The sequence below is a fragment of the Flavobacterium sp. genome (assembly GCF_035456085.1).
In the GTDB taxonomy this organism is placed as follows: Bacteria; Bacteroidota; Bacteroidia; order Flavobacteriales; family Flavobacteriaceae; genus Flavobacterium.
This window is the reverse complement of record NZ_DATIDY010000154.1, coordinates 1-25,388: the sequence shown is the minus strand read 5'-3', so window position 1 is coordinate 25,388 and position 25,388 is coordinate 1. Positions and strand designations below refer to the sequence as shown.

The 25,388-nt window shown below is 32.7% G+C and carries 19 protein-coding genes; 10 read left to right on the top strand and 9 right to left on the bottom strand.

Going from position 1 to position 25,388, the window contains the following annotated elements:
* On the bottom strand, positions 1 to 1,392 hold a 1,392-nt coding region (locus VLC96_RS12135; RefSeq protein WP_325263252.1), incomplete at its 3' end, for a UvrD-helicase domain-containing protein.
* Positions 1,393 to 1,661: 269 nt separating this feature from the next.
* Between VLC96_RS12135 and VLC96_RS12130 the strand changes: the two genes are divergently transcribed.
* Positions 1,662 to 2,270 (top strand): superoxide dismutase, encoded by a 609-nt coding sequence (locus VLC96_RS12130; protein WP_325263251.1) that lies wholly within the window; start codon positions 1,662 to 1,664, stop codon positions 2,268 to 2,270.
* A gap of 1,186 nt (positions 2,271 to 3,456) precedes the next feature.
* Here the strand turns inward: VLC96_RS12130 and VLC96_RS12125 are convergent.
* The 4 genes from VLC96_RS12125 to purN all read right to left on the bottom strand — a co-directional run bounded on the left by VLC96_RS12125 (position 3,457) and on the right by purN (position 7,551).
* Entirely contained in the window at positions 3,457 to 5,355 is a 1,899-nt protein-coding gene (locus tag VLC96_RS12125; protein WP_325263250.1) for an amidophosphoribosyltransferase, read from the bottom strand.
* 138 nt (positions 5,356 to 5,493) lie between these two features.
* A complete protein-coding gene (locus VLC96_RS12120; RefSeq protein WP_325263248.1) occupies positions 5,494 to 6,417 on the bottom strand; it encodes a PfkB family carbohydrate kinase in 924 nt (307 codons plus the stop codon).
* Positions 6,418 to 6,492: 75 nt separating this feature from the next.
* A complete protein-coding gene (gene rnhA / locus VLC96_RS12115; protein ID WP_325263246.1) occupies positions 6,493 to 6,972 on the bottom strand; it encodes a ribonuclease HI in 480 nt (159 codons plus the stop codon).
* Between the two features lie 9 nt (positions 6,973 to 6,981).
* Positions 6,982 to 7,551, bottom strand: a complete 570-nt coding sequence (purN, locus tag VLC96_RS12110) for a phosphoribosylglycinamide formyltransferase (RefSeq protein WP_325263244.1) — start codon at positions 7,549 to 7,551, stop codon at positions 6,982 to 6,984.
* Between the two features lie 178 nt (positions 7,552 to 7,729).
* Here purN and VLC96_RS12105 point away from each other — a divergent pair, with 178 nt between their 5' ends.
* The 6 genes from VLC96_RS12105 (at position 7,730) to VLC96_RS12080 (ending at position 14,530) form a co-directional block, all read left to right on the top strand.
* Complete coding sequence (locus VLC96_RS12105; RefSeq protein ID WP_007137004.1) at positions 7,730 to 7,966, top strand: acyl carrier protein; 237 nt, start codon at positions 7,730 to 7,732, stop codon at positions 7,964 to 7,966.
* A gap of 187 nt (positions 7,967 to 8,153) precedes the next feature.
* Positions 8,154 to 9,413: a beta-ketoacyl-ACP synthase II gene (fabF, locus tag VLC96_RS12100; RefSeq protein WP_325263242.1), complete on the top strand. Its 1,260-nt coding sequence runs from the start codon at positions 8,154 to 8,156 to the stop codon at positions 9,411 to 9,413.
* Position 9,414: 1 nt separating this feature from the next.
* Positions 9,415 to 10,155, top strand: a complete 741-nt coding sequence (rnc, locus tag VLC96_RS12095) for a ribonuclease III (RefSeq protein ID WP_325263239.1) — start codon at positions 9,415 to 9,417, stop codon at positions 10,153 to 10,155.
* 115 nt (positions 10,156 to 10,270) lie between these two features.
* A complete protein-coding gene (locus VLC96_RS12090; RefSeq protein ID WP_325263238.1) occupies positions 10,271 to 10,762 on the top strand; it encodes an IPExxxVDY family protein in 492 nt (163 codons plus the stop codon).
* Positions 10,763 to 10,767: 5 nt separating this feature from the next.
* On the top strand, positions 10,768 to 12,198 hold the full coding sequence (gene pyk / locus VLC96_RS12085; RefSeq protein WP_325263236.1) for a pyruvate kinase: 1,431 nt from the start codon (positions 10,768 to 10,770) through the stop codon (positions 12,196 to 12,198).
* Positions 12,199 to 12,412: 214 nt separating this feature from the next.
* Complete coding sequence (locus VLC96_RS12080) at positions 12,413 to 14,530, top strand: glycoside hydrolase family 97 protein (RefSeq protein WP_325263234.1); 2,118 nt, start codon at positions 12,413 to 12,415, stop codon at positions 14,528 to 14,530.
* A 78-nt stretch (positions 14,531 to 14,608) separates the two neighbouring features.
* On the opposite strand, the gene VLC96_RS12075 is transcribed toward VLC96_RS12080, so the two are convergent.
* The 3 genes from VLC96_RS12075 to VLC96_RS12065 form a co-directional block, all read right to left on the bottom strand.
* Positions 14,609 to 15,955: a DUF5689 domain-containing protein gene (locus VLC96_RS12075; RefSeq protein WP_325263232.1), complete on the bottom strand. Its 1,347-nt coding sequence runs from the start codon at positions 15,953 to 15,955 to the stop codon at positions 14,609 to 14,611.
* Positions 15,956 to 15,971: 16 nt separating this feature from the next.
* Complete coding sequence (locus VLC96_RS12070; protein ID WP_325263231.1) at positions 15,972 to 18,809, bottom strand: TonB-dependent receptor; 2,838 nt, start codon at positions 18,807 to 18,809, stop codon at positions 15,972 to 15,974.
* A 220-nt stretch (positions 18,810 to 19,029) separates the two neighbouring features.
* Positions 19,030 to 20,244, bottom strand: coding sequence for an MFS transporter (locus VLC96_RS12065; RefSeq protein ID WP_325263230.1), 1,215 nt, complete (start codon positions 20,242 to 20,244; stop codon positions 19,030 to 19,032).
* A 316-nt stretch (positions 20,245 to 20,560) separates the two neighbouring features.
* On the opposite strand from VLC96_RS12065, the gene porZ reads away from it, so the two are divergent.
* Together porZ and recO are read left to right on the top strand one after the other, a co-directional pair.
* Entirely contained in the window at positions 20,561 to 22,879 is a 2,319-nt protein-coding gene (gene porZ / locus VLC96_RS12060; protein ID WP_325263228.1) for a type IX secretion system anionic LPS delivery protein PorZ, read from the top strand.
* A gap of 31 nt (positions 22,880 to 22,910) precedes the next feature.
* Positions 22,911 to 23,624, top strand: a complete 714-nt coding sequence (gene recO / locus VLC96_RS12055) for a DNA repair protein RecO (protein ID WP_325263226.1) — start codon at positions 22,911 to 22,913, stop codon at positions 23,622 to 23,624.
* A 91-nt stretch (positions 23,625 to 23,715) separates the two neighbouring features.
* Here the strand turns inward: recO and VLC96_RS12050 are convergent, their stop codons facing one another.
* Positions 23,716 to 24,504 (bottom strand): T9SS type A sorting domain-containing protein, encoded by a 789-nt coding sequence (locus tag VLC96_RS12050; RefSeq protein WP_325263224.1) that lies wholly within the window; start codon positions 24,502 to 24,504, stop codon positions 23,716 to 23,718.
* 446 nt (positions 24,505 to 24,950) lie between these two features.
* On the opposite strand from VLC96_RS12050, the gene VLC96_RS12045 reads away from it, so the two are divergent.
* Positions 24,951 to 25,388 (top strand): class I tRNA ligase family protein (locus VLC96_RS12045; protein WP_325263222.1); only part of this gene is annotated, 438 nt, incomplete at its 3' end.

Sequence of the window (25,388 nt, the reverse complement as noted above, 5' to 3'; positions counted from 1 at the left end):
ACTTCTATAATTTTTCTCTAAATGTTCCAATTTTTTATCAGGGTTACTAAAAGGATTTTGATCTTTACTTAACTCAATAAATTGCTCGGCTTTTCCGCCACGCCATCTGTAAATAGATTGCTTTGGATCTCCAACAATCATTAATGTCCCTTTTTGCCCTAAATCATCCTGACCAGCAAGCGCATTATCAATAAGCGGGATCAGGTTTTGCCATTGCATTTCTGAAGTATCTTGAAACTCATCAATAAAAAAATGACGATAACGCTCTCCCAATCGTTCATATATAAAAGGAGCGGGTTGATTTTGAATTTCACGATGGATAATTGCATTAAACTCTGTGATAGAAAGTACATTTTGTTCGCTCTGAATTTTTGTCAATTCGTTGCTTACTGTATTCAATAAAGATAAAGGAGTAATGTTTTTTAAAAAAGCTTTATAGAAATTTCGTTTTTCGAAGTTCTTGTAAATTGTATCAAGAGTTACCAACAAATGCGGGATAATATTTTCGATTAACGCTTTATCTTTTGCGGTTTTGTTGATAGCTATATCCTCAACTTCGCGGAACATTTTATTTTTTGAGTTGAATCTCCCAAGTGCAATACTTTTAAGATGATTTGGAAAAGTTTCTCTTGAAAATGATTTTAGATCAATTCCATTTTTATCAATTAATTCTAAAAGTTCCTTAGCAAAAGTTGCGTTAATTTGTTCTAAGTCTTTGCAAGATTGCACTAACTTCTCTTTTACAATAATAAAATCACTAATTGATTTGTTTTGAAAATGAGCTATTTCATTACGATTATTTTCATTCAGAACTAATTTACCAGTTTCTAAAATTTCACGTGAAATGTCCCAAGATTTATCATCATCGGTTTTTTCCATAGTGAAATCGATAAGTAATTTGGTCAAAATTTCATCTTCACCTGCTTGCGAAATAATAGCATCTACCGCTTCGGTTAAAAGAACTTCGGCGTCTAATGTTACTTCGAAAGTCATGGGCAAACCTAAATCATGGGCAAAAGCACGAATAACTTTATGCGTGAATTTATCAATCGTAGAAATATCAAAAGCGGCATAATTATGAATAATATGTTTGATGATTTGTTGCGATTTGGATTTAATCTGAGCTATAGAAAGCTTCGTATCAATTGCCAGATCTTCCATTAAATCCTGTGCCTTTTTTGACGGCTCGTCTTTAGCAAATTCGGACAAACTGCCGACAATTCTGCTTTTCATTTCATGTACCGCTTTATTGGTAAACGTAATGGCAAGAATATTTCGGTAAGCATCATCTTTACGAGCTGTCAGAATAATTTTCAGATATTCTTTGACAAGAGCGTATGTTTTTCCGGAACCGGCCGAAGCATCATAAATGGCAAAAGATGGTCTTTCCATATTAATAAGTAGTATGATTTATATCTTGAAAATTAATGGTGTTAAAACCTAAAGCCCTAGCCCCGATAGAAGTGGAAATCCTTTTGTGCCGGGGTTCGGCTCAAAAGATTGCAACGGATAGCGGGAAATAGCTCCAAAAAAACAAATCTACGACAGTCATAATTAGACTATCATTTTATTTGATGTAATAATAACAAAATAGAATTTTCAATTCCAAAGTTAAATGTTTAAATTTGAATAATTTTTATAAATCATTAAACAACTATATTATGGCATTTGAATTACCGCAATTACCGTATGCGTATGACGCATTAGAACCTCATATTGATGCTCGTACAATGGAAATACACCATTCTAAACATCACAATGCTTACACTACAAACTTGAATGCAGCTATCGCAGGAACAGATTTGGAAGGGAAAACTATAGAAAACATCTTGATAAATCTTGATAAAAATAATGCTGCTGTTCGTAATAATGGTGGTGGTTTTTACAATCACAACTTATTTTGGACTGTAATGTCTCCAGATGGTGGTGGATTACCAAGTGGCGAATTATTGGAAGCTATCGAAAATTCTTTCGGTACTTTTGAAGAATTTAAAGCAAAATTTGCTAAAGCAGGAGCTACACAATTTGGTTCAGGATGGGCTTGGTTATGTGTACAAAAAGGAGGTAAACTTGAGGTTTGCGGAACTCCAAATCAAGACAATCCATTGATGCCTGAAGTAGGTTGCGAAGGAACTCCAATCTTAGGAATGGACGTTTGGGAGCACGCTTACTACTTGAACTACCAAAACAGAAGACCAGATTATATTGAAGCTTTCTTCAATGTAATTAATTGGACTGAAGTTTCTAGACGTTTTGCTTTAGAGAAATAATAAAAAGACTTCTAAAAATTCCTTAGTTTAGTTTTCTAAGCTTTAGAATTTAAATAAAAGGTCGGATGAACATTTTAGCTCATCCGACCTTTTTTATTGGGTTAATCCCAATAAAAAAGGTGAAAGTAAACTTTCACCCTTTTTGCCCCAAATCTACCATAAACTTAACCTACTAAAAATTATGGTATTCAAATGTATAACGAAAAAATCTATATAAATATTATTCTCGATGAATACGCTAATAAAATCGTTAAACAAACTAATTAACTGTAAACCAATGTTTTATATAGTTTTTATTTGGTTTTTTTTATGAGTTAATTAACATTATAGAAATGGATATTAACTAAAATAAAAAAGGTGAAAGTAAACTTTCACCCTTTTTGCCCCAAATCTACCATAAACTTAACCTACTAAAAATTATGGTATTCAAATGTATAACGAAAAAGTCTATCTATATATTATTTTCGATGAATACCTAATAAAATCGTCAAACAACTAATTAGCTGTAAATCAATATATTTTGTCGTTTTTTCGTTGGTTTTCTTATGAATAAATTAACAGTGTAGAATAGAAATTTAATTAAATAAAAAAGGTGAAAGTAAAACTTTCACCCTTTTTGCCCCAAATCTACCATAAACTTAACCTACTAAAAATTATGGTAATCAAATGTACTTTTAAAAATACTTTATATAAACTATTTCCGATAAATGCCTAATAAAATCGTTGATCAGTATTTTGTTGACAAACAATGTATTGTTTAATATTTTATTGAAATATAAAAAGTTAATTCCAATAAAAAAGGTGAAAGTAAACTTTCACCCTTTTTGCCCCAAATCTACCATAAACTTAACCTACTAAAAATTATGGTAGTCAAATATACATTGAAAAAAACTTTACATAAATAATTTTCGATAAAGTCCTTATATAATCGTTAAACCATTAATTAATTGAAATTCAGTAAGATTAACTTATTATTGTTTATGTATTTAATTGAAAAAAATATAAACTGAAAAATTATACCATACTTATAAAAAAAAAGGTGAAATGTTACTTTCACCCTTTTTGCCCCAAATCTACCATAAACTTAACCTACTAAATTATGGCGTTGCGAATATAAATTTAGATTTATGATTTTAAAAATAAATCCGTTAAACTGCATATAAAACCGATAATCAGATTTTTTTTATTAATAGGCTCTTGCATCATTACCTTCATAGAAATTAATAAAAGCCCTGTTAACCACACGATTACCTCCAGGAGTTGGATAATTTCCTGTAAAATACCAATCTCCTAAATTTTTAGGACATGCAATGTGTAAATCTTCTACTGTTTGGAAAATAATCTTTACCTCTGCATTGATATCTGATGAACTTAACATTTCAGCTATTTTATCTGAGATTTCTTGTGAAGTAAAAGGCTCGTATATCGCAGTAACGTAGTTTATTACATCTGCATCGTGGAAATTTTCCTGTGCTTTACATTTCGCATAAACTTCATCAACAATATGATATGAATTTCTTTCTTTTAATAATTGTAATGCTGCTCTAAATGCGACCAACCCTTCTAATTTTGCCATATCAATACCATAACAATCTGGATAGCGAATTTGTGGCGCAGAAGAAACTATTACAATTCTTTTTGGTTTTAATCGATCCATCATTTTGATAATACTCATTTTAAGAGTTGTTCCTCTTACGATACTATCATCAATGATTACTAGATTATCTGCTGGCTTGATTACACCATAAGTCACATCATAAACGTGAGCGACTAAGTCATCTCTACTGCTATCTTCTGTAATGAATGTTCTAAGTTTTGCGTCTTTAATAGCAACTTTTTCAGTTCTAATTTTTACAGAAAGTAACTCTTCTAATGACTTATCGTCTAATGTATCTTTATTTTGAAGGATATAATTTTTCTTTCTTTGGTTTAAGAAATCTTGCGCAGCCTCAACCAAACCATAAAAAGAAGTTTCTGCAGTATTTGGAATATAGGAGAAAACGGTATTATCAGTATCATTATCAATAGATTCTAAAACTGCTGGCAAAATCAATTTTCCAAGATTTTTTCTCTCCTGATAAATTTCAGCATCACTTCCTCTTGAAAAATAAATTCTTTCAAAAGAACATGCTTTTTTAACAGTTGGTTCTAAGATTTGATTCATCGAAACTTTCCCGCTCTTCTTGATAATTAAAGCATTCCCCGGATCAATTTCTTTTACACTTTCAAATGGAATATTAAACACCGTTTGAATAACAGGTCTCTCTGAAGCTACAACTACAATTTCATCATCTTGATAATAATACGCAGGACGAATTCCTGCCGGATCTCTAAAAACAAAGGCATCGCCATGTCCTAATAGACCTGCCATTGCGTAACCTCCATCTAAATTTTTAGCAGAACGCGTTAAAATTTTTGCAATATCAAGTCTTTCAGCAATAACAGGAGAGGCTTCTCGTTTCGAATATCCCTCAGCTTTACAATCTTGGTATAATTGCATTACTTCCTTATCAAGGAAATGTCCAATTTTTTCCATTACTGTAACGGTGTCCGCCATTTCTTTTGGATGTTGTCCCAATTCAATTAAATTTTGGAAAAGCTCTTTAACATTAGTCATATTAAAATTCCCTGCCAAAATCAAATTTCTGTGCATCCAGTTACTTTGACGTAAAAATGGGTGCACACTTTCGATACTATTTTTACCAAAAGTACCGTAACGAACGTGTCCTAAAAACAGTTCTCCTACATAAGGAATATTTGCTTTCAGTTCTTTAATATCATCTGCATATTCTGGGTGATCGACCATTACTTCATTAATCCTCTCATTGATTTGTTTGAAAACATCCATGATAGGCTGTGAGTGATTTGAACGAACACGGCTAATATATCTTTCCCCTGGTTCTACATCCATTTTGATACTTGCAAAACCAGCACCATCCTGACCACGATTATGCTGTTTCTCCATCATCAAGTACATTTTTTGGATACCATAAAAAGCTGTTCCGTACTTTTCTTTGTAAAATTCAAGAGGTTTTAAAAGTCTAACTAAAGCTATTCCACATTCGTGTTTTAAAGCGTCGCTCATTGTTTTGTTGTTTGTAGTTGTTGGTATTTATTGGTGTTTTTTTATCTGTATTTCGAATAAAAGGGGGCAAAATCTCACCGCTTATTATAATATTAACTGTACTAATTAAAAAAAGCCTCATAACTGAGGCCTTAAACTTTATAACTCTATATCAAACTGGGTCAAAGACTTAAACTGTTTTAATCTTGAGACCACTTCTTTTTCATCTAAATCAATCATCCTTTCTGTTCCAAATTTTTCTACACAGAAAGAAGCTAAATTCGAACCATAAATTATGGCATTTTTCATATTCTCGAATGAAACATTTTCGCTTTGCGCAATAAAACCTGAAAATCCTCCTGCAAATGTATCACCTGCTCCAGTTGGATCAAAGACTTCTTCTAATGGTAAAGCTGGTGCAAAGAAAATTTCTTTTCCATGGAATATCAAAGCTCCATGTTCACCTTTTTTAATTACAACATATTTAGGTCCCAACTCATGAATTTTTGCAGCAGCTTTTACTAATGAATATTCTCCAGAAAGCTGACGCGCTTCTTCATCATTAATTGTAATAACATCTACTCTTTTAATGATGTCTAATAATTCCGGAAGTGCACAATCCATCCAAAAATTCATAGTATCTAGAACTACTAATTTTGGTTTAGTTTCCATTTGATCCAAAACACTGCTTTGTACTAAAGGATGTAAATTTCCAAGCATCACCACTTCGGCATTTTTAAAATCCTGAGGAACTTTTGGTTGGAAATCGGCCAAAACATTAAGTTCTGTTACCAAAGTATCTCTTGAATTTAAATCGTTATGATACAATCCGCTCCAGAAGAAAGTTTTTCCTCCATTAACAACTTCAATTCCAGAAATATCAATGTTTCTAGCAGTTAATAAATCTAAATATTCTTGAGGAAAATCGTCGCCAACAACAGAAACAATGGCAGATTTTACATTAAAAAAAGAAGCAGATATTCCTATATAAGTTGCTGCTCCACCTAGAATTTTGTCTGTCTTTCCAAAAGGAGTTTCAATTGCGTCGAAAGCTACAGTTCCAACAATCAATAATTTATTCATTATATGAGTTTCGAATTAGGCTGCAAAGATAGTCCATAAGTTGCAATATTGCAAAGGCCGAAGTATTCAAAGTTTTTACAAAATTTTTCCATCTTCTTTTTCATAAAAAGCATCTATAGAAACTTCTTTCTGAAGAGCAGCCATAACAGCCAATTCATCACATCGTTCGTTTTGAGGATGACTATTGTGTCCTTTAATCCATTTAAAATCTACTCGGTGTTTTCTATAAACAATCAAAAACCGTTTCCATAAATCAGCATTCTTCTTTCCTGCAAAACCTTTTTTCTCCCAACCGAAAACCCATTTCTTTTGTACTGCATCCACAACATATTTAGAATCAGAAATAACCAGAACTGAAGTATTCTCTTTTTTTAATTTTTCTAAACCTACAATAACTGCTAGTAATTCCATTCTGTTATTGGTAGTGTGTCTAAAACCCTCATAAAATTCTTTTTTATAAGGCTTCCCAACCCATTCCATCACGACTCCGTAGCCGCCATTTCCTGGATTTCCTTTGGCAGCGCCATCGGTATATATATGTACATCGTATTCCAAAGTATGAAATTATAGGTTAGAAATTAGAAGTTGTTCTATTATTTCAGGAAAATGTTTTTGTTCCAGTTCATGAATTTTTTCAGCTACCGATTCTGCTGTATCAGTTTCTAAAAGAGCAACATTTTGTTGGAATACAATATTTCCTTCATCATAATTTTCGTTTACATAATGAATAGTGATGCCGGTTTCTATTTCTTTATTCTCAACTACAGCTTTATGAATATGCATTCCGTACATTCCTTTACCACCAAATTTTGGCAATAACGCGGGATGAATATTAATAACCGCATTTGGAAAAGCATTGATTAAATCTTCAGTAAATTTCAATAAAAAACCTGCGAGAACAATCAAATCGGGCTGAAATCCCAAAACATTTTGTAGTACTTTTCCTGTGTTTAATTCTTCCTTTGAAAAAATTACAGTAGGCACACCGAATTTTTTAGCCCTGTCTAGAACACCTGCTTTAGAATTATTTGAAAAAACTGCTACAACAGTTCCAGTAGATCTATTTTCAAAATATTTTATAATATTTTCAGCGTTAGACCCCGATCCAGAAGCAAAAATCAGTATTCTTTTCATAATTCATTGTTTTAAATTTATGCAAAAAAAAGAATAAAAAACGTAAATAAACAGGTTTAAGAAATCTTTGTTAAAATAAATTTTATAATTTAGTAGATAGATTTATTCACTAAATAGTTGTTTTAAAATAAAGTTGTTTTATTTTTGCCAACAAATTAAATTCTAAAATTAAAAGATTATGTCAGACATTGCATCAAGAGTAAAAGCGATTATCGTAGACAAATTAGGTGTTGACGAAAACGAAGTTGTAACAGAAGCAAGCTTCACTAATGATTTGGGAGCTGACTCATTAGACACTGTTGAGCTTATTATGGAATTCGAAAAAGAATTTGATATTCAAATTCCAGACGATCAAGCAGAAAACATCGCTACTGTAGGTCAAGCTATCTCTTACATCGAGGAAGCTAAAAAATAATAATTAAACACCCGATTACTAAAATTTTATAATTTTAAATCGGGTGTTATTATTTCAAAAAATTAAATTTTAGATTGAGTTTCAATCAATTATATTTACAATAACACCCATGATTCTTTTAGTTACTTTTTATAGTATAGAAAGCATGGGTTTTATTTGTTAAAAGATAACAAAAATAAAAACGTTTATGGTTTTAAGAAGAGTTGTTGTAACAGGCCTTGGAGCTCTTACTCCCATTGGGAATAACATTCAGGAATATTGGAATGGTCTTATTAACGGAATTAGCGGAGCTGCACCAATAACTTATTTTGATGCTTCAAAGTTCCGAACTCATTTTGCATGTGAATTAAAAAACTTTAATGTTGAAGAATTTATCGACAGAAAAGAAGCTCGTAAAATGGATCGATATGCACAATATGCAATGGTATCTTCAGAAGAGGCAATGAAAGACGCTAATTTTGATTTAGATAAAATTGATAAAGATCGTGCTGGTATTATTTGGGGATCAGGTATTGGAGGTTTAGAAACTTTCCAAATTGAAGTTCTGAATTATGCTGCAGGCGATGGAACACCAAAATTCAATCCTTTCTTTATTCCAAAAATGATTGGAGATATTGCTTGTGGTCATATTTCTATAAAATACGGATTTAGAGGGCCAAACTTTGGAACTGTTTCCGCTTGTGCTTCATCTACGAATGCTATCATTGATGCTTTTAATTATATCCGATTAGGACATGCAGATGTAATGGTTACAGGAGGTTCTGAAGCCGCAGTAACTATTGCAGGTATGGGTGGTTTCAATGCCATGCATGCTTTATCAACCAGAAACGATGATCCAAAAACAGCTTCACGACCAATGGACAAAGACAGAGAAGGTTTTGTTCTTGGAGAAGGTGCCGGAGCATTAATATTAGAAGAATACGAACACGCTGTTGCGCGTGGCGCTAAAATATATTGTGAAATTGGTGGTGGCGGAATGTCTGCTGATGCTCATCACATTACTGCCCCTCATCCAGAAGGATTAGGCGCAAAAAATGTAATGTTGAATTGTTTGAGAGATGCTGGCTTACAACCTACTGATGTTGACGGTGTAAATATGCACGGAACTTCAACCCCACTTGGGGATATTGCAGAATCTAAAGCAATTGCTCATGTATTTGGCGAACATGCTTACACAATGAATCTGAATTCAACAAAATCAATGACAGGTCACTTACTTGGTGCTGCTGGAGCAATTGAAACTATTTCTGCAATTCTTTCAATGAAACACGGAATTGTTCCTCCGACAATCAATCATTTCACTGATGATGAAAATATTGATCCTAAATTGAACTTTACTTTTAATGTTGCTCAAAAAAGAGACATGAACGTAGTTATGAGTAATACATTTGGTTTTGGTGGTCACAATGCATGTGTTTTGGTTAAAAAATTAGATTACAAAGCATAAAATGCGTTTTCTCAAAAAAATATTCTCAAAATCCCGTTCTCAAGAAGACGGGATTTTTTTTGATGCTATTCAATCCATCCTGGGATTTGAACCAGTAAATCTCGAATTTTATCAAAAAGCTTTTACTCACCGCTCATCCAATCGTATTGATTTAAAAGGAAATCCAATAAATTATGAAAGACTTGAGTTTTTAGGTGACGCTATGCTAAGCTCTGTAATTGCTGCCTATTTATTCAATGAAGCTCCGCTTGGAGACGAAGGATATTTAACAAAAATGCGTTCCAAAATTGTCAGTAGGGAACATCTAAATGAATTGGGCAAGGATTTAAATCTTATTGAATTTGTAGAAAGTAAAGTTCCAGTCCACCATTTTGGAGAAAACATACATGGTAATATTTTCGAATCTTTAATTGGTGCCATTTATCTTGATAAAGGATATGAATATTGCGAAAAATTCATTCAAAAAAAAGTGATTATACCATACGTCGATATTACACGATTGGAGGGTAAAGTTATAAGCTACAAAAGTCTTGTTATAGAATGGTGCCAAAAAGAAAAAAAGCAATTTCATTACGATATATTTGAAGATAATGCTATTGATGGTCAACGTCTTTTTGGAGTCAAATTAAGTATTGATGAAAAAGTCATCGGAAGAGCAAGAGCAACTTCCAAAAAGAAAGCAGAAGAGAAAGCATCCCAACGTGCATACTTCGCTTTACAAGAAAAAATTGAAAGAAAATAGCTATTCGATTATTAATGCTACATCGTTATCGTTAATAAAATATCATAATCTCAATCATAAAGCTTCCTTTTAGTGATTTAGAAATATTATATTTACATCTTATTTTATTAATAATATGGCAATTCATAAATTGGATTTTGGTGAATTCAACGAAATAGATTATGATCTTATCGCAATTCATACCACATTAGAAGATTATCGTTTGGCATATTTTATTAATCAAAAACTTGATTTAAACCTAAAAAAATCTATCAAAGAAATTCAAATTGCTGATAAAGAAGGTGAGGTTCATTTTTCTAGATTTCATTATTATGACAAGAAAAAAGATATTTCCTGGGATTTGATACAAAATATAGGTGAAGTCATTCAACAAAAAAAAGAAGAAAATCAAAGTTTGTTTTCAAACATAGATATTGAAGTTGCTAAAAGAGTGTATATGCTTCCTGAATTTAAAAAAGTAAATTATTTTTTTAAAATAGAAAACAGTGAGGAAGACAACGATATTCTATTGAAAATTCAATATGCTTTGAATTCAATAGATCAAATTGCAACCAACTATACTGTTGATATAAATAAGATAAAATCTAAAAACAATTTAATTTTTTAATAGAAATGCTTACAAATAAAAAAACCAAAATTGTAGCCACACTTGGGCCTGCATGTAGTACAAGAGAAGTTATTAAGGACATGATCGAGGCAGGTGTAAATGTATTTAGAGTGAATTTTTCTCATGCTGATTATGAAGATGTTAAAAACAAAATTAACATTATCCGCGGTATAAATGAAGAATTTGGCTACACTACTGGAATTCTTGGAGATTTACAAGGACCTAAACTTCGCGTTGGCGTAATGGAAGACGGAGTTGTTGTTAACGATGGCGATTTGATTACTTTTACAACTGCAGAAGATATAATAGGTACTTCTAAAAAGGTATTTATGAAATACCAAAACTTCCCAAATGATGTCAATCCTGGTGAAAGAATCCTACTTGACGATGGAAAATTAATTTTTGAAATTGTTTCCACAGATAAAAAATCAGAGGTTGTTGCCAAAGTTATTCAAGGTGGTGAATTGAAATCTAAGAAAGGGGTAAATTTACCAAACACTAAAATTTCATTACCTGCAATGACAGAAAAAGACATTGCTGATGCGATTTTTGCAATAGAACAGAAATTAGACTGGATCGCTCTTTCATTTGTAAAAACTCCAAGAGATTTACAAGATTTACAAGAGTTGATTGCAAAACACTCAGAATACAAAATTCCAATTATTGCCAAAATCGAAATGCCTGAGGCATTAGAAAACATGGATAGAATTGTTGCTTATTGTGATGCTTTAATGGTTGCAAGAGGTGACCTAGGTGTTGAGTTACCTGCTCACGAAGTACCATTAGTTCAAAAAGAATTAATTCGCAGAGCAAAAACAGCTAGAATTCCTGTAATTGTAGCAACACAAATGATGGAGACTATGATTACTAGTTTGACTCCAACTCGTGCGGAGGTAAATGACGTTGCAAACTCAGTTATGGATGGTGCAGATGCTGTAATGCTTTCTGGTGAGACTGCTACAGGAAATTATCCAGTACAAGTTATCAAAAAAATGACTCAAATACTTGAAGCTGTTGAAGATTCTCCACTTATTCAAGTTCCTCAAAATTCTCCTCAAGTAAGAACAAGCCGTTTTATAACTAAAACAATTTGTCAAAATGCTGCTAGTATCGCCAATGTTATTAAAGCAAAAGCAATTTGCACATTAACAAACAGTGGTTATACAGCATTCCAAATTTCTGCTTGGAGACCTTCTGCACATATTTTAGTATTTACTTCAAACAAAAGAATCATCACTCAACTTAATTTATTATGGGGAGTAAAGTCTTTTTTCTATGAAAAATCAGTTAGTACAGATGATACCGTTACTGACGTAAATAATATTGTGAAAGAAAAAGGATTTGTGAAAAAAGGAGATTTCTTGATCAATCTTGCAGCTATGCCAATTGTAGAAAAAGGTATGGTGAATACTTTAAGAATTTCTGAAATAGAATAAATTTTAGTACAACAAATTATAAACCGTCTTGTTTCGTAAAGATTCAAGGCGGTTTTTCATTTTATTTTGTAATTTTAAAAGAATTTATTTTTCCCAAATTACTTTTTAAGAAACAAAAGTATAATTTCCGAAAAATTGCCAACACTATTAAAGTTATCAATTCGAAATTGGTTCATAAAATATTCGAAATAAAAATTAATATAAATTCTGCAGAATGAAAAACATACTTTATACGGCTTTATTTTATTTTATAGCATTACAATATGCCAATTCACAACAGTTAAAATCGCCTAATGGCAAGTTAACGATGGGGTTTGAGTTATTAAATGACGGAACTCCAACTTACAGTCTAACTTATAAAGACAAAACCGTTATAAAGCCAAGTAAATTGGGACTCGAACTTAAAAAAGATACAAAATCTCTATTAAATGATTTCAGTTTAATTGACAGTAAAACAACTACATTTGATGAAACTTGGAAGCCAGTTTGGGGCGAGGTAGAATCCATCCGTAATCAATATAACGAACTAGCAGTAACGTTAAATCAAAAAGGAACTGACAGACAAATCATCATTCGTTTTCGTTTATTTAATGATGGTTTAGGTTTTCGATATGAATTTCCAGCTCAAAAAAATCTTGTCTATTTTGTTATAAAAGAAGAAAGAACACAATTTGCAATGACAGGAGATCATACCGCTTTTTGGATTCCTGGAGATTATGACACTCAAGAATACGATTACACTACTTCGAAATTATCTGAAATCAGAGGCCTTTCTGAAAAAGCAAAAACAGCAAATCTATCACAAAGCTCTTTTTCAACAACGGGGGTACAAACATCGCTTATGTTGAAAACAAAGGATGGTTTATATATCAATTTACATGAAGCTGCATTAATAAATTATTCATGTATGCACTTAAATTTGGATGATAAAAATTTGATATTCGAATCCTGGTTAACTCCAGATGAAAAAGGGAACAAAGGATACATTCAGGCACCAGCACATTCGCCTTGGCGTACCATCATGGTGAGTGATGATGCTAGAGAAATATTAGCATCCAAAATGACCTTGAATTTAAATGATCCTTGTAAAATCGAAGATACTTCATGGATCAAACCAGTGAAATATGTTGGTGTTTGGTGGGAAATGATTTCCGGAAAAAGCACATGGTCGTATACTGACGAATTCCCATCAGTACAATTAGGTGTTACTGATTATTCTAAAGCAAAACCAAATGCCACTCATGGAGCCAATAATGCAAATGTGAAAAAATATATTGATTTCGCTTCCGCAAATGGTTTTGATGCTGTTTTGGTCGAAGGCTGGAACGAAGGTTGGGAAGATTGGTTTGGTCATTACAAAGATTACGTTTTTGATTTTGTGACTCCTTATCCTGATTTTGACGTAAAAGGGCTGCAAGAATATGCCAAATCCAAAGGCATAAAGATGATTATGCATCATGAAACATCAGGTTCGGTTCGCAATTACGAGCGACACATGGACAAAGCGTATCAATTCATGAAAGACAATGGATACGATGCTGTAAAAAGTGGTTATGTGGGTGATATAATATCTTACGGCAATAATCATTATAACCAATTCATGGTTAATCACTACCAATATGCGATAGAAAAAGCAGCAGATTATAAAATTATGGTAAATGCTCACGAGGCCGTTCGTCCAACAGGAATTTGCAGAACCTATCCAAATCTTATTGGTAATGAAGCAGCCAGAGGAACAGAATATCAGGCTTTTGGAGGATCAAAACCAAACCATGTTACATTGTTGCCTTTTACCCGATTAATAGGCGGTCCAATGGATTACACTCCCGGAATTTTTGAAATGGATTTGAACAAATTCAGTCCCAGTAATAAATCACACGTAAACAGTACGATTGCTAATCAATTGGCTCTGTATGTAACGCTCTACAGCCCATTGCAAATGGCCGCCGATTTTCCAGAGCATTACAACAAGTTTTCGGATGCGTTCCAATTTATAAAAGATGTGGCTGTAGATTGGAGTGAAAGCCACTACTTAGAAGCTGAACCGGGACAATACATAACTGTGGCTCGAAAAGCAAAAGGTACTAACAATTGGTTTGTTGGAAATGTAAACGGATATGATGCCCGCACCTCAACTATTAATTTTGCATTTTTAGAAAAAGGAAAAAAATACACCGCAACTATTTATGCCGACGCAAAAGATGCAAATTACAAAACAAATCCACAAGCTTATACGATTCGAAAAATTGAATTAACCAGTAAGTCCAAACTTTCACAATTGAGTGCTTCTGGTGGTGGTTATGCTATTAGCATTATTGAAAATAAGAAATAAGAAGGTTTACAAATCGAGACTAACTTTTAAACACGGATTCCACAATTTAATCTATGAAAATTGTGGAGTCTGTGTTTACTATTTTTCTCCAAAAATCTTGATATCGTCAATCATAAAAGCACCGTTTAAAGTTTTGTCTTTTCCGGAACCGATGTATTTGAAAGCGATGTTAATATTACCTGTGTAAGCAGACAAATCAATACCTCCTGAACTGATAAATTCACGGACAGGAGTAGACAAGGACGGAACTTTTGCATTTAATTTTGTCCATTTTGCCTTTGAAATATTTGAGCCGTCAAAATTGGCGGAGACGTACACTTCTAATGTATTAAGAGGAGAATCAAGTTTCAGGTCATGTTGTGCGCTTCTGAAAGACAATACCGCATTTTTATAATCTTTCAAATTGATTTTAGGAGAAACTAACCAGGCGATATTCACAGCAGCCGTGGTACTCGTTGTGTTAAACTCGGCATAGCCATTACCATTATAAACAATGCTTTTCCATAGCTTCGTAGCTTTTTCGACAATATTGCTCCAACCAGGCAATGCAAAATTCACATTATTTTTTACTGACTGAAAATCTTCTGCAAAAAAGGGAACATTTCTGCTTCCTGTCATTACAATATCTTTCTCGGATCGAACCATCAGCTGATAATCGGAACCAAATTTTGTCAAAATACCACGAATATTTCCGCTTTCTTCTGGCACCAAATGACTAGCAAAATCAGCATAACTACTCGTTCTAAAAATAATTTGATTACCCATTTTGTCCCGTAAATTCCAGTTTGTAGCACCTCCGATATCATTCGATTCTTCATAATAATGTCTCCCTACCGCATCTTCTGTAAACTCAACATCTTTCAATTCAATTAGAGTGTTCAGCTTCGAATCATTCAATGCTTTTTCGACAGAAATTTTTTCGACCAATTGGCTTTCATCAATTATAGCACAGGAAGAATTCAATATGTTTTTATAATCATTAGGAGAAATTCGGCCAACGCCACCTTCATTATAAGCATTAACATAAATATCTCCAATTCGCATTCCGCCATAGTAAATATCAGTATATTGATTTTTCATTTTGATATAGACTTTATTCCCAATTCTAAAATCTAAATAGGTATTGGATACATCTATGGGAGTGCTAAATCCAATTGACGGAGTTGTGCTTGTCGCCAAAGTTTGAAACGAAATTGTCTTAAAAAAGTTCCCTCCTTCATCACTTGAAATAACATAAGCTTCAATAACATCGTCATATTTGTATTGAGTTACTATCGAACTGGTACTTGCTCTAACCTCTTCAACAGTACGATTAACTTTCAAATCAGGTTGAGTACAGGTCAATTTTGGAACACTAAATTCTTCTGCGCAACTTCCTAAAATCATTGCGAATCCTATCAAAATACTTGCAATTTTTATCTTCATCTTCAAAATTTTAAAATTATAAATTGATATATAGGTTTACAAAATACGTTCTCCCATATCCATAAAAATATTTATTACCAAAATTGGGAGTACCGCTAGAAACATCCTGATTGAGTTGTCTAAAATTGGCATTTCTGGCTTGTTCATATCCTCCAGTTTTATACACTAAATCCAAAACGTTATTTAGAGAAGCAAAAAGTCCAATATTCGTTCCTTTTATTTTCCAAGATTTTCCTCCAGAAATGTTTAACAAAGTAGCAGGCTCAAATTTTTCTTGTGTTAATAACTCTCTGGCTCTTTCCTCTGAAGCTTCAGGGAAATTAAAACCAGTCGAAGGATTTTTATAAAAGGCCTCTGTTCTGGAAATTGGAGAAATATCAATAAAACTGTTGGTCAAGTAATTTATATTGGCACCAATCCACCAATATTTTGGGTCTCTATATTCGATTCCTAAAGCAAATGCTTGTTGCGGCATTCCGGCTTGATGATAATTTTTTAAAGTTGCTGTTCCAAAATCAAAAACTGGATTGGAATTTTCGATCGTAGCCTGAGCATCATTGGTTATGGTAACATTTGGATTACTCGCATAAATATACTGACCGTAACCAGCCGAAAAATTGGTCATTATTGTAGTGCTAAATTGGTATTGAAAACTAAATTCAGCACCCAAATTTTGTTTATTCAAATGTGTTAATGTTTGGCTTACAAATGCATCGGTATTCGCATAACCTGCCCCATCATCAAAAATTCCTTCGGCATAAAAGAATGAAGTTTGCGTAGCATTTTTTATGGTTGTATAAAAAAATGTAAGGCGGGTTTGCCATTTTGGAGTTCGATAAAAATAACTCGCATCCAAACTAGTAATGGTTTCACTTTCTAAACCTGTAACCACCGAATTATTTAAACGTGAATTAGGAAATGTATTTCTGATTGTCGGAGGATTCGAAAGATATGCACCATTAAAATTCAGTTGTTGTCTTCCTGAAATTTTGAACAATATTCCTCCTTTGAAGCCAAAATTATCAAAATGAATTTTGTCGCTTTTACCAAAAGAATTAGTTGGATAAATTCCGTTCTGATACAAACCTTCTCTCTGATAATTGGTACTTATAAAATTTTGTGCCAAATAAAAATCAACCTTGTCGTACGTAAATTTAAAGTTGGTAAAAAGGTTTAAAGTGTTAGCCAAATAATTGAAATTGTAACCGTAAATATCTCCTTCTCCAACTTGTCTATCTGGATGATTCAGATCAGATTGTGCCTGTTCTCCATTATAAAAAACATCAATATCATCAAAATACAAGCCTCCTAATAAATCTGTTAATTGTTGATAATTATGTGATTTCAAAGTGCTGAAAAAACCACCAGCTGTCAAATATAGGTTGTCACTTATTTGTGTATTAAAAGTAGTATTAGCCGTTAATGTTCGGTCATCAGTTCGATCTTCGTAAAGAACATAATGACTTTTGCTTGGAGCAAAACTTATTACATTCCCATTGGCATCCAAAACTGGCAATTGATTAGCAAAATATAAATCGTTCCAATCGATTTGGTTATTAGTCAAAAATTGCTCTTTGCTTTTTTCGGCATTTTCAAAGTCGGGTGTGAATTCTCCCGAAAATTCTCCATCGTCTTTTGCATAAAGAGAACTGTAATAACTTGGCATTTTCCGATAATATGTTGGATCTGGACTGTTCACATTTTGATAATCAATGTTACTGTTTGTGATTTTTCCAAATTGATAAGTCATGCTGGAATTTAAATTAGAAACTTCATTTATAACAAAATAATGATTCAACATCAAGATAGGTTCTTCGATAGTTTTTATTCTTGAATTTCGTTTTTTACCGTCTTGCCAACCCCAATAAGAGTTATATTTTTCATTTGTCAACTGCGTAACTTCGGTTGTATTTGGGGAATTTTTAGCCCTTGAATTCGGTGTATAAAATCCAGAGAAATTCAGTGAATGATGGTCGTTTATTTTTTTTTCCACACTAATAAAACCTGCAAACGCTTTATAATTTGTTCCGTCAAAATAACCTTCGTCTGCCCATCTCGTTCCTGCCGAAATTACGAATGCCCATCCTTTATTATTCATTCCAGAAGCATAACTTCCTGTCATTCGCCATGAATAATTAGTATTTGTTCCCGAAAAAGTAAGTATCGTTCCTGGTCTGTAAATTGAAGCGCGAGTATTGATTTGCTGAGTTCCCAAAATTCCTCCGAAAGCATAATCTGAGGGAAAAGAACCAACTGTAAATTCCTGATTCCGAATCGCATTATTCAAGCCGCTCCAATCTCCCCATTGTGGTCGTCCATCAAAGAGTTTGTTCATCGTAACGCCATTAATTGTTGTAGTTGCATATTGACTATCCAATCCACGAATTCGAAAACGAGCCTGTCCCCAATTGAAAGCAGCGGCTTGCTGAAATGCATCTCTAGAAGATTGCAAAAGTCCAGAAGTACTTTCGGAACCGCTACTGTCATCTGATAAATCATTTTCAAAAAGAGTAATTAAACCTGTTTGTTGTTCGATGATTTGATCATCTTGCAGCGAAATCACTCCCAAATCCACCATCTGATCTTTGATTACCACAATAGGCAATAAAATATCCTTAAAGCCTTGACTGTGTAAAAGCAGCAATTGTTTTCCTGAAATTACAGCATAAAAACCAAAAACACCATCACTGGATGTAAGCTGCATCAATTGAGTATTTTCAATTGTGACTACAACATTTTCTAATGGTTTTTGAGTTTTAGAATCAATGATTTTTCCTTTAACACCAGTTGGTATTTGGGAGAAGACAAAAGTTAATTTCAATAAAAATAATACTCCAAGTAAAAATTTCCTCATACTTATTTTTAAAAACAAAATGAAATAGGTCATGACAAAACACAACCAATTCAGTGATTAAATTTGTTTAAAAGGATAAAAAAGTTTTGGAAAAAAATACGATTATTATGTTTGTGGTATTTTGAATTTTAATCCAATAGAAACACTTATTAGATTACATCAAAAACAAACATAAGAAAAAAACTATTTTAAAAAAGAAGTAAATACTTATTTTTTGTGATTATTCTCTAATCGCTTTTATACGCCCAACCATAAAAGCAATTAAAAAACCGAAAATTCCAATAAAGGCAAATGAAAAACGCAGACTTAGCAATTCTGCAATATGACCAATAACAGGAGGTCCCATCAAGAAACCGAGGAAACTTACACTTGAAACAGTTGTTAAAGCTTCACCAGTCGGAATTGTTGGATGTTTCCCAGCAATACTATATAAAGTAGGAACCACCGTAGAAACTCCCAACCCTATAACCATAAAAGCAAGCATAGAAGGAATGATATACGGCAATGCAACCGCAGTAAAAAAACCAGATGAAATCATAATACCGCTGATTTTCATTACTGTTTTTCGTCCATATCTATTGATTAATTTATCTCCAAAAAAACGACCGCTAGCCATCATAATCATAAACGATGTGTATCCTAAAATTATTAAAGCTCCAGGCGCTTTGACAATATCTTTAAAAAATACTCCGCTCCAGTCAAACATAATTCCCTCACTAGCCATACTACAAAAACCAATAACCCCAAGTAAAACCAAAGTTTTATCAGGTTTTCTAAAGCCTTTGGGTTTCTCTGTTTTAATGTTTTCTTTAGCCTTAATTAAGAATTTAAAATTAAAACCAATCAATGAAAAAGCAATGAAAGCCACAATCAAAAAATGTGTATAGGTAGTCAATTTCAATGCCAATAGTCCTAATCCCACCAACGCTCCTGTAAATCCAGCCAAACTCCACATCCCATGAAACGATGACATGATGGTTCGCTTAAAAAGTCCTTCAGTATAAATACCCTGAGTGTTTACAGAAATATTCGTCAAGTTACCAAAAATTCCAAAACAATACAATCCAAGAGCCAATTGCCAAGCATTTTGAGCCAAACCTAAGTTCGTCAAACTAATAGCATACATCGAAATTGCAAAAGGCAAAATTCGATTGCTACCAAAACGAGTCACTAGTTTTCCCGAAAAATACATCATCGTTAACTGCCCAAGGGGCAAAGCAAAAAGAATTGTTCCTAATTGTCCATCACCCAAATTCAGAGTTGATTTTATAGTCGGAATTCGGCTTGCCCAAGTTGCAAAACACAATCCCATAGCAAAATAAAACATCGACACCGCAAAACGAATTCTGAGCAAATATGATGCTTTGGCATCGCGATAGTTTTTTTTGTATTTGCCCTTGGCTTTATACCAACCTATAAAATTAAAATACTGCAAAGTCGTCTCTATTTAAAATGATCAGCAAAGATATTCAAAAACAACTTATCAAACTAAATGGAACCTCAGCATCCTGAATTACAACGTTATTGTTTACAATTAAGATAATTTGGGCGAAACCCCCACTAGAGAAAAGGGCAATTCTCTTTGCGGCTATACGCCCTTTCCTCTAGTGGCGGTCGGGCTATTCGCGCTACTTCGGTAGCTTGCTGCTATCCCTTTCGCGGGACAAAAAGGGGTCAAAAGAACATATTGTTATAACACAAAATCCTTATTTCTTTCCTTTGTACTATATTTGTGAATCAATTAATATTAAATGAAAAAAAGGCTCCAATATTTACTTTTTTTATTCGTGATGCAAAGCAATTTTGCACAAAGCAATCTGACTTGGCAAGGTTATTTCTCGTACACACAAATAAAAGCCGTTTCCGAATCTCCAAAAAACATTTTTGCCGCTTCCGAAAATGCTTTATTCACAAAAGACAACAGCACCAATATCCTCAAAACTACCACAACCATCGATGGGCTTTCGGGTGAAACTATTACATCATTATATTACAGCCCAACATTTAATAAAACAATTATCGGATATCAAAACGGTTTATTAACGGTAAAAAATGAAAAGGACGGATCTATACTCAAAGTTGTAGATATCATCAATAAAAATTTACCAGGTGACATTAAACGTATTAATAATTTCATGGAATATAATGGAATTATTTACGTCTCTACAGATTTTGGAGTTGTACAATTCAACTTGGCTACGTCAAAATTTGGAGACACTTATTTTATTGGCGATAATGGAGCACAAATCAAAGTTTCTCAAACAGCCATCCACAATGGTTTTATTTATGCAGCCACTTCAAATGGTATTCGAAAAGGCGATATTACCAATCCTAATTTAATTGATTATAAACAATGGCAAGTTGCCACTACAGGAAATTGGTTCGGAATCACTTCTTTGGGAACAGATTTGTACGCTATAAACACATCGGGTTACATTTATAAATACGATACAAATTCCAATGCTTTTAATGGTTTATTGCAATTGTCAGAATCGGCAGTAAATTTTAGAGCCACATCGGATTATTTGATTGCAACAACGCCTAATAGTATTTATATTTTTAACAAACAAATGGTATTACAGCGTCAAATAAACAAAGATCAAATTAAAGAAATGAATTCTACTTTTAGTTGCGCAACTATAATTGATAATACTATTTTTATTGGCACTACCCAAAACGGTTTGTATACAACAACGTTTTCAAATGGTTCAACATTTGAAAATATAACACCAACGGGACCTCTACTGAATAATATTTTTGCGATGCAAGTTACACCAACACAATTGTGGGCAGTGTATGGTAATTATTCGATTTATTATAACCCATATCCATTAGATGAATTAGGAATTAGCAAATACACAACAACATCTGGATGGTTAAATATTCCATATTCTGATCTAATAAAAGCAGAAGGTGTAACACCTAACTACGGTGTCAAATCAATATCAAAAATAACGGTAAATCCAGCTAATGAAAAAGATATATATGCCAGTTCATTCTACTCTGGTTTATTAAAAATTGAAAATGATGTTCCGACTTTTTTATACAATGAAAAAAATAGTGGTTTAGAAACCTTAACTTTTGTAGGCCCAAATTATATTGATGTCCGTATTAACGGAACAGCATTCGATAAATCTGGAAACCTTTGGATCACCAATAGTCTAATAAATAATGGTTTAAAAGTTTTAAAACCAAATAATCAATGGCAAAGCTATTCGATGAAATCAATTTTAAATAAAGCCGAAGACACAAGTTACGGGAATATTGTTATTGATAAAAATAACACGAAATGGATTTCTACAAACACCGACGGAATTATTGGATTTAATGAAAGTAATAATACATTTAAAAAAATAACGTTTGGACCAGATCAAGGAAATTTACCATCTTCTGATGTAAGAACAAGTGCTGTAGATACTAAAAATCAACTGTGGATTGGAACTTCAAAAGGGTTGCGAATTTTACGCAATGTAAATGATTTTCTGAGCGAACCAAAGTTGACAACCGACAATATAGTTATTATTGAAGATGATCAGGCACAAGAATTACTTTATGAACAATTTATAACCTCTATTAAAGTAAATGGCGCCAATGAAAAATGGATTGGAACAGTAGATGCTGGTGTTTTTTTGGTATCTGCCGATGGTCAGCAAACCAAGTACCATTTTACCACAGACAATTCGCCTTTGCCTAGTAATTTTATAAACGACATTAGTATCAATGGTGCTACCGGCGAAGTTTTTATAGCAACTTCCAAAGGGTTGATTTCGTTCAAAGGAATTGCTACATCAGCTAACGAAAATCTTAATAATGTATATGTTTATCCAAATCCTGTTCGCCCAGAGTATACAGGAACCGTAAAAATAAACGGATTGCTCAATAAAGCTAATGTAAAAATTACTGATGTTGCAGGTAATTTAGTTTTTGAAGATACCACCGAAGGCGGAACTTTAGAATGGGACACCACCGCTTTTGGCAAATACAAAGTGGCTTCTGGAGTATACATGATTTTTATATCGGCTCAAGATGGTAGTGAAACGAAAGTCAAAAAAGTGATGATTATTAGATAACCTAAAGAAGAAATTTAATTTTTAATTAAAAGTGCTAGTCAAAACCAAAGCAATCGTCATTTCGGCTTTAAAATTTCAAGAGAAAAGCTTGATTGTAAAATGTTTTACACTTTCAAATGGCTTGAAATCATACATTGTGCGGGATGCTTTTTCTACCAGAAAAGGGAGTTCAAAAATGGCTTATTTTCAACCTTTAACGATTATCGAAATTGAAGCGGTTCATAAAAACAAAGGAACTCTTGAGAATTTCAAAGAAATAAAAATTGCTTCCCCTTTTCATTCTATACATTCAGATATTTTTAAAAGTACGATGGTTTTATTTCTCTCCGAAATTTTACACCATTCGATACATGAAGAAGAAAAGAACGAATCGCTGTTTACTTTTCTTGAAACGGCTTTGCAATGGTTAGATGAACACGATGAAATTTCCAATTTTCATTTGATTTTAATGCTGGAAGCAACTAAATATCTTGGCTTTTATCCTGATACTTCAGATATAGATAAGCCTTTTTTTGAAATGATCGAAGGCATTTTTAATCCTTTTCATGCTGTTAGTTCTCTAACGGAACATGAAACTAATTTGTTCAAAAAACTAATTGATTTGAAATTTGATAATAGTCAAAAAGTTTTTCATGTTATCGAAAGACAAATATTGCTTAAAATTTTAATAGATTATTACAGTTTTCACCTTGATGGATTTAAAAGACCAAAATCCTTGGATGTTCTAAAAGAGGTTTTTTCTTAAATTTATTGTGTTTTTATTTATAAATGAAAACAAAAAAGGTGGTGAATTTAGTTTTAAATTCACCACCTTTTTTTATTAGAAATTCAAACGGTTATTGTTTTATAAATTTAACAGAACTGCTTGCATCACTTAATTTTAAAAGATAAACTCCTTTGTTTAATCCTGAAATTTCAATAATGTCAGAAGAGTTGTTTTTACCTCTTTTTACTGCTTTACCATCGATAGAATAAATTGTATATGAGGAATCTTTGTACTCATTATTTAATTTTATTTCATTTTTAGTAACAACTGCAATAGGTGAGCTTTTTTTGTTAAAATCAGCTGTTCCTAAAGTACTTTTCTTTGCAATCACTACATTGTCAAAATAAATAGTCTTTCCGTCAACTTGTGAGCCTGCTGTAAAATAAAGAGCTATTGTTGCTGATGTTGTTGGAGCCGTAAACGTTAATGCTTTAAAGTCTTTTGTCACGGTTTTCCATATCCCAAATTCTTTGGTAACCATTTCCTGAACATCAAAAAAAAGTACGTCAGATGTTACTTTTTTGATCTCATAAGAAAAATTGCTGATGTTGAATGAACCTCCTGCAGGTATAAAATAATCAAAAGACAGCGTGTATTCATCTGTGTTTGTTAAAGTAAATTCCTGTTTGAATTGTAAACTTGGCATCATACCAATGTTTAAATCTCCTACTGTTAATCCTTTAAAACTTGAAGTTCCTTCATTTTTAATAGTTTCTTCTTTAGAAGTAGTACCATTTAGTATTGTCCATGAATCAGGAGTAGTTCCTGTAAATGATTCAAAACCACCGTTTTGAATAAGATTTTGAGATTGAGCAAAGCCTACAGTTAATAAGGCTAATAAAAGTAATTTTGTTTTCATATTAATGGGGGTTATAAATTGGGGTAAAGTTATATTTTAAATTTTAATTAACAAGAATTTTTGACAAAAAACATAAAGCCTAATCTGTTTTTTAAAGCAATTCATTTCTTTTAATTTTAACTAATTAAGGATCAGTAGTAAAAAAGAAAAATTTGCATGATTCTTAGATTATAAGCTACCCTTCATAACTAAAAAAGTGAAAATTTAATCGAATTTTTTTATCGGAACAGATCAATAACTTAATGAAATTAAGGTCGATTTAGAATTTGTCAGTAATTTGATATTCTTAAAGTATTAGTAGGTATTTTACTTGCTTCACTGTTCCTTTTTGATTCAAATCAAATATTTGTAGCAATATAGAACAGTAAACTGTAACTTTTGGCTTCTGACTTTCGACTTTCGACATAAATTTATTACTTTCGCACCTCGTTTAAGAAAAGGACAAAATGAGCACAAAATTTACTGAATACAAAGGACTTGACTTACCAACAGTGGCGTCAGAAGTTCTTGATTTTTGGAAGAAAGAAAATATATTTGAAAAGAGTGTAACCACTCGCGAAGGCGCTGAACCATTCGTGTTTTTTGAAGGGCCACCTTCAGCTAATGGATTACCGGGAATTCACCACGTAATGGCACGTGCTATTAAAGATATTTTTTGCAGATATAAAACTCAAAAAGGATTTCAAGTAAAGCGTAAAGCCGGCTGGGATACACACGGTTTACCTGTAGAATTAGGTACCGAAGCAGCACTTGGAATTACCAAAGAAGATATCGGAAAATCAATTACAGTTGAAGAATATAACGAAGCGTGCAAAAAAACCGTAATGCGTTATACTGATGTATGGAATGATTTGACCGAAAAAATGGGGTATTGGGTAGATATG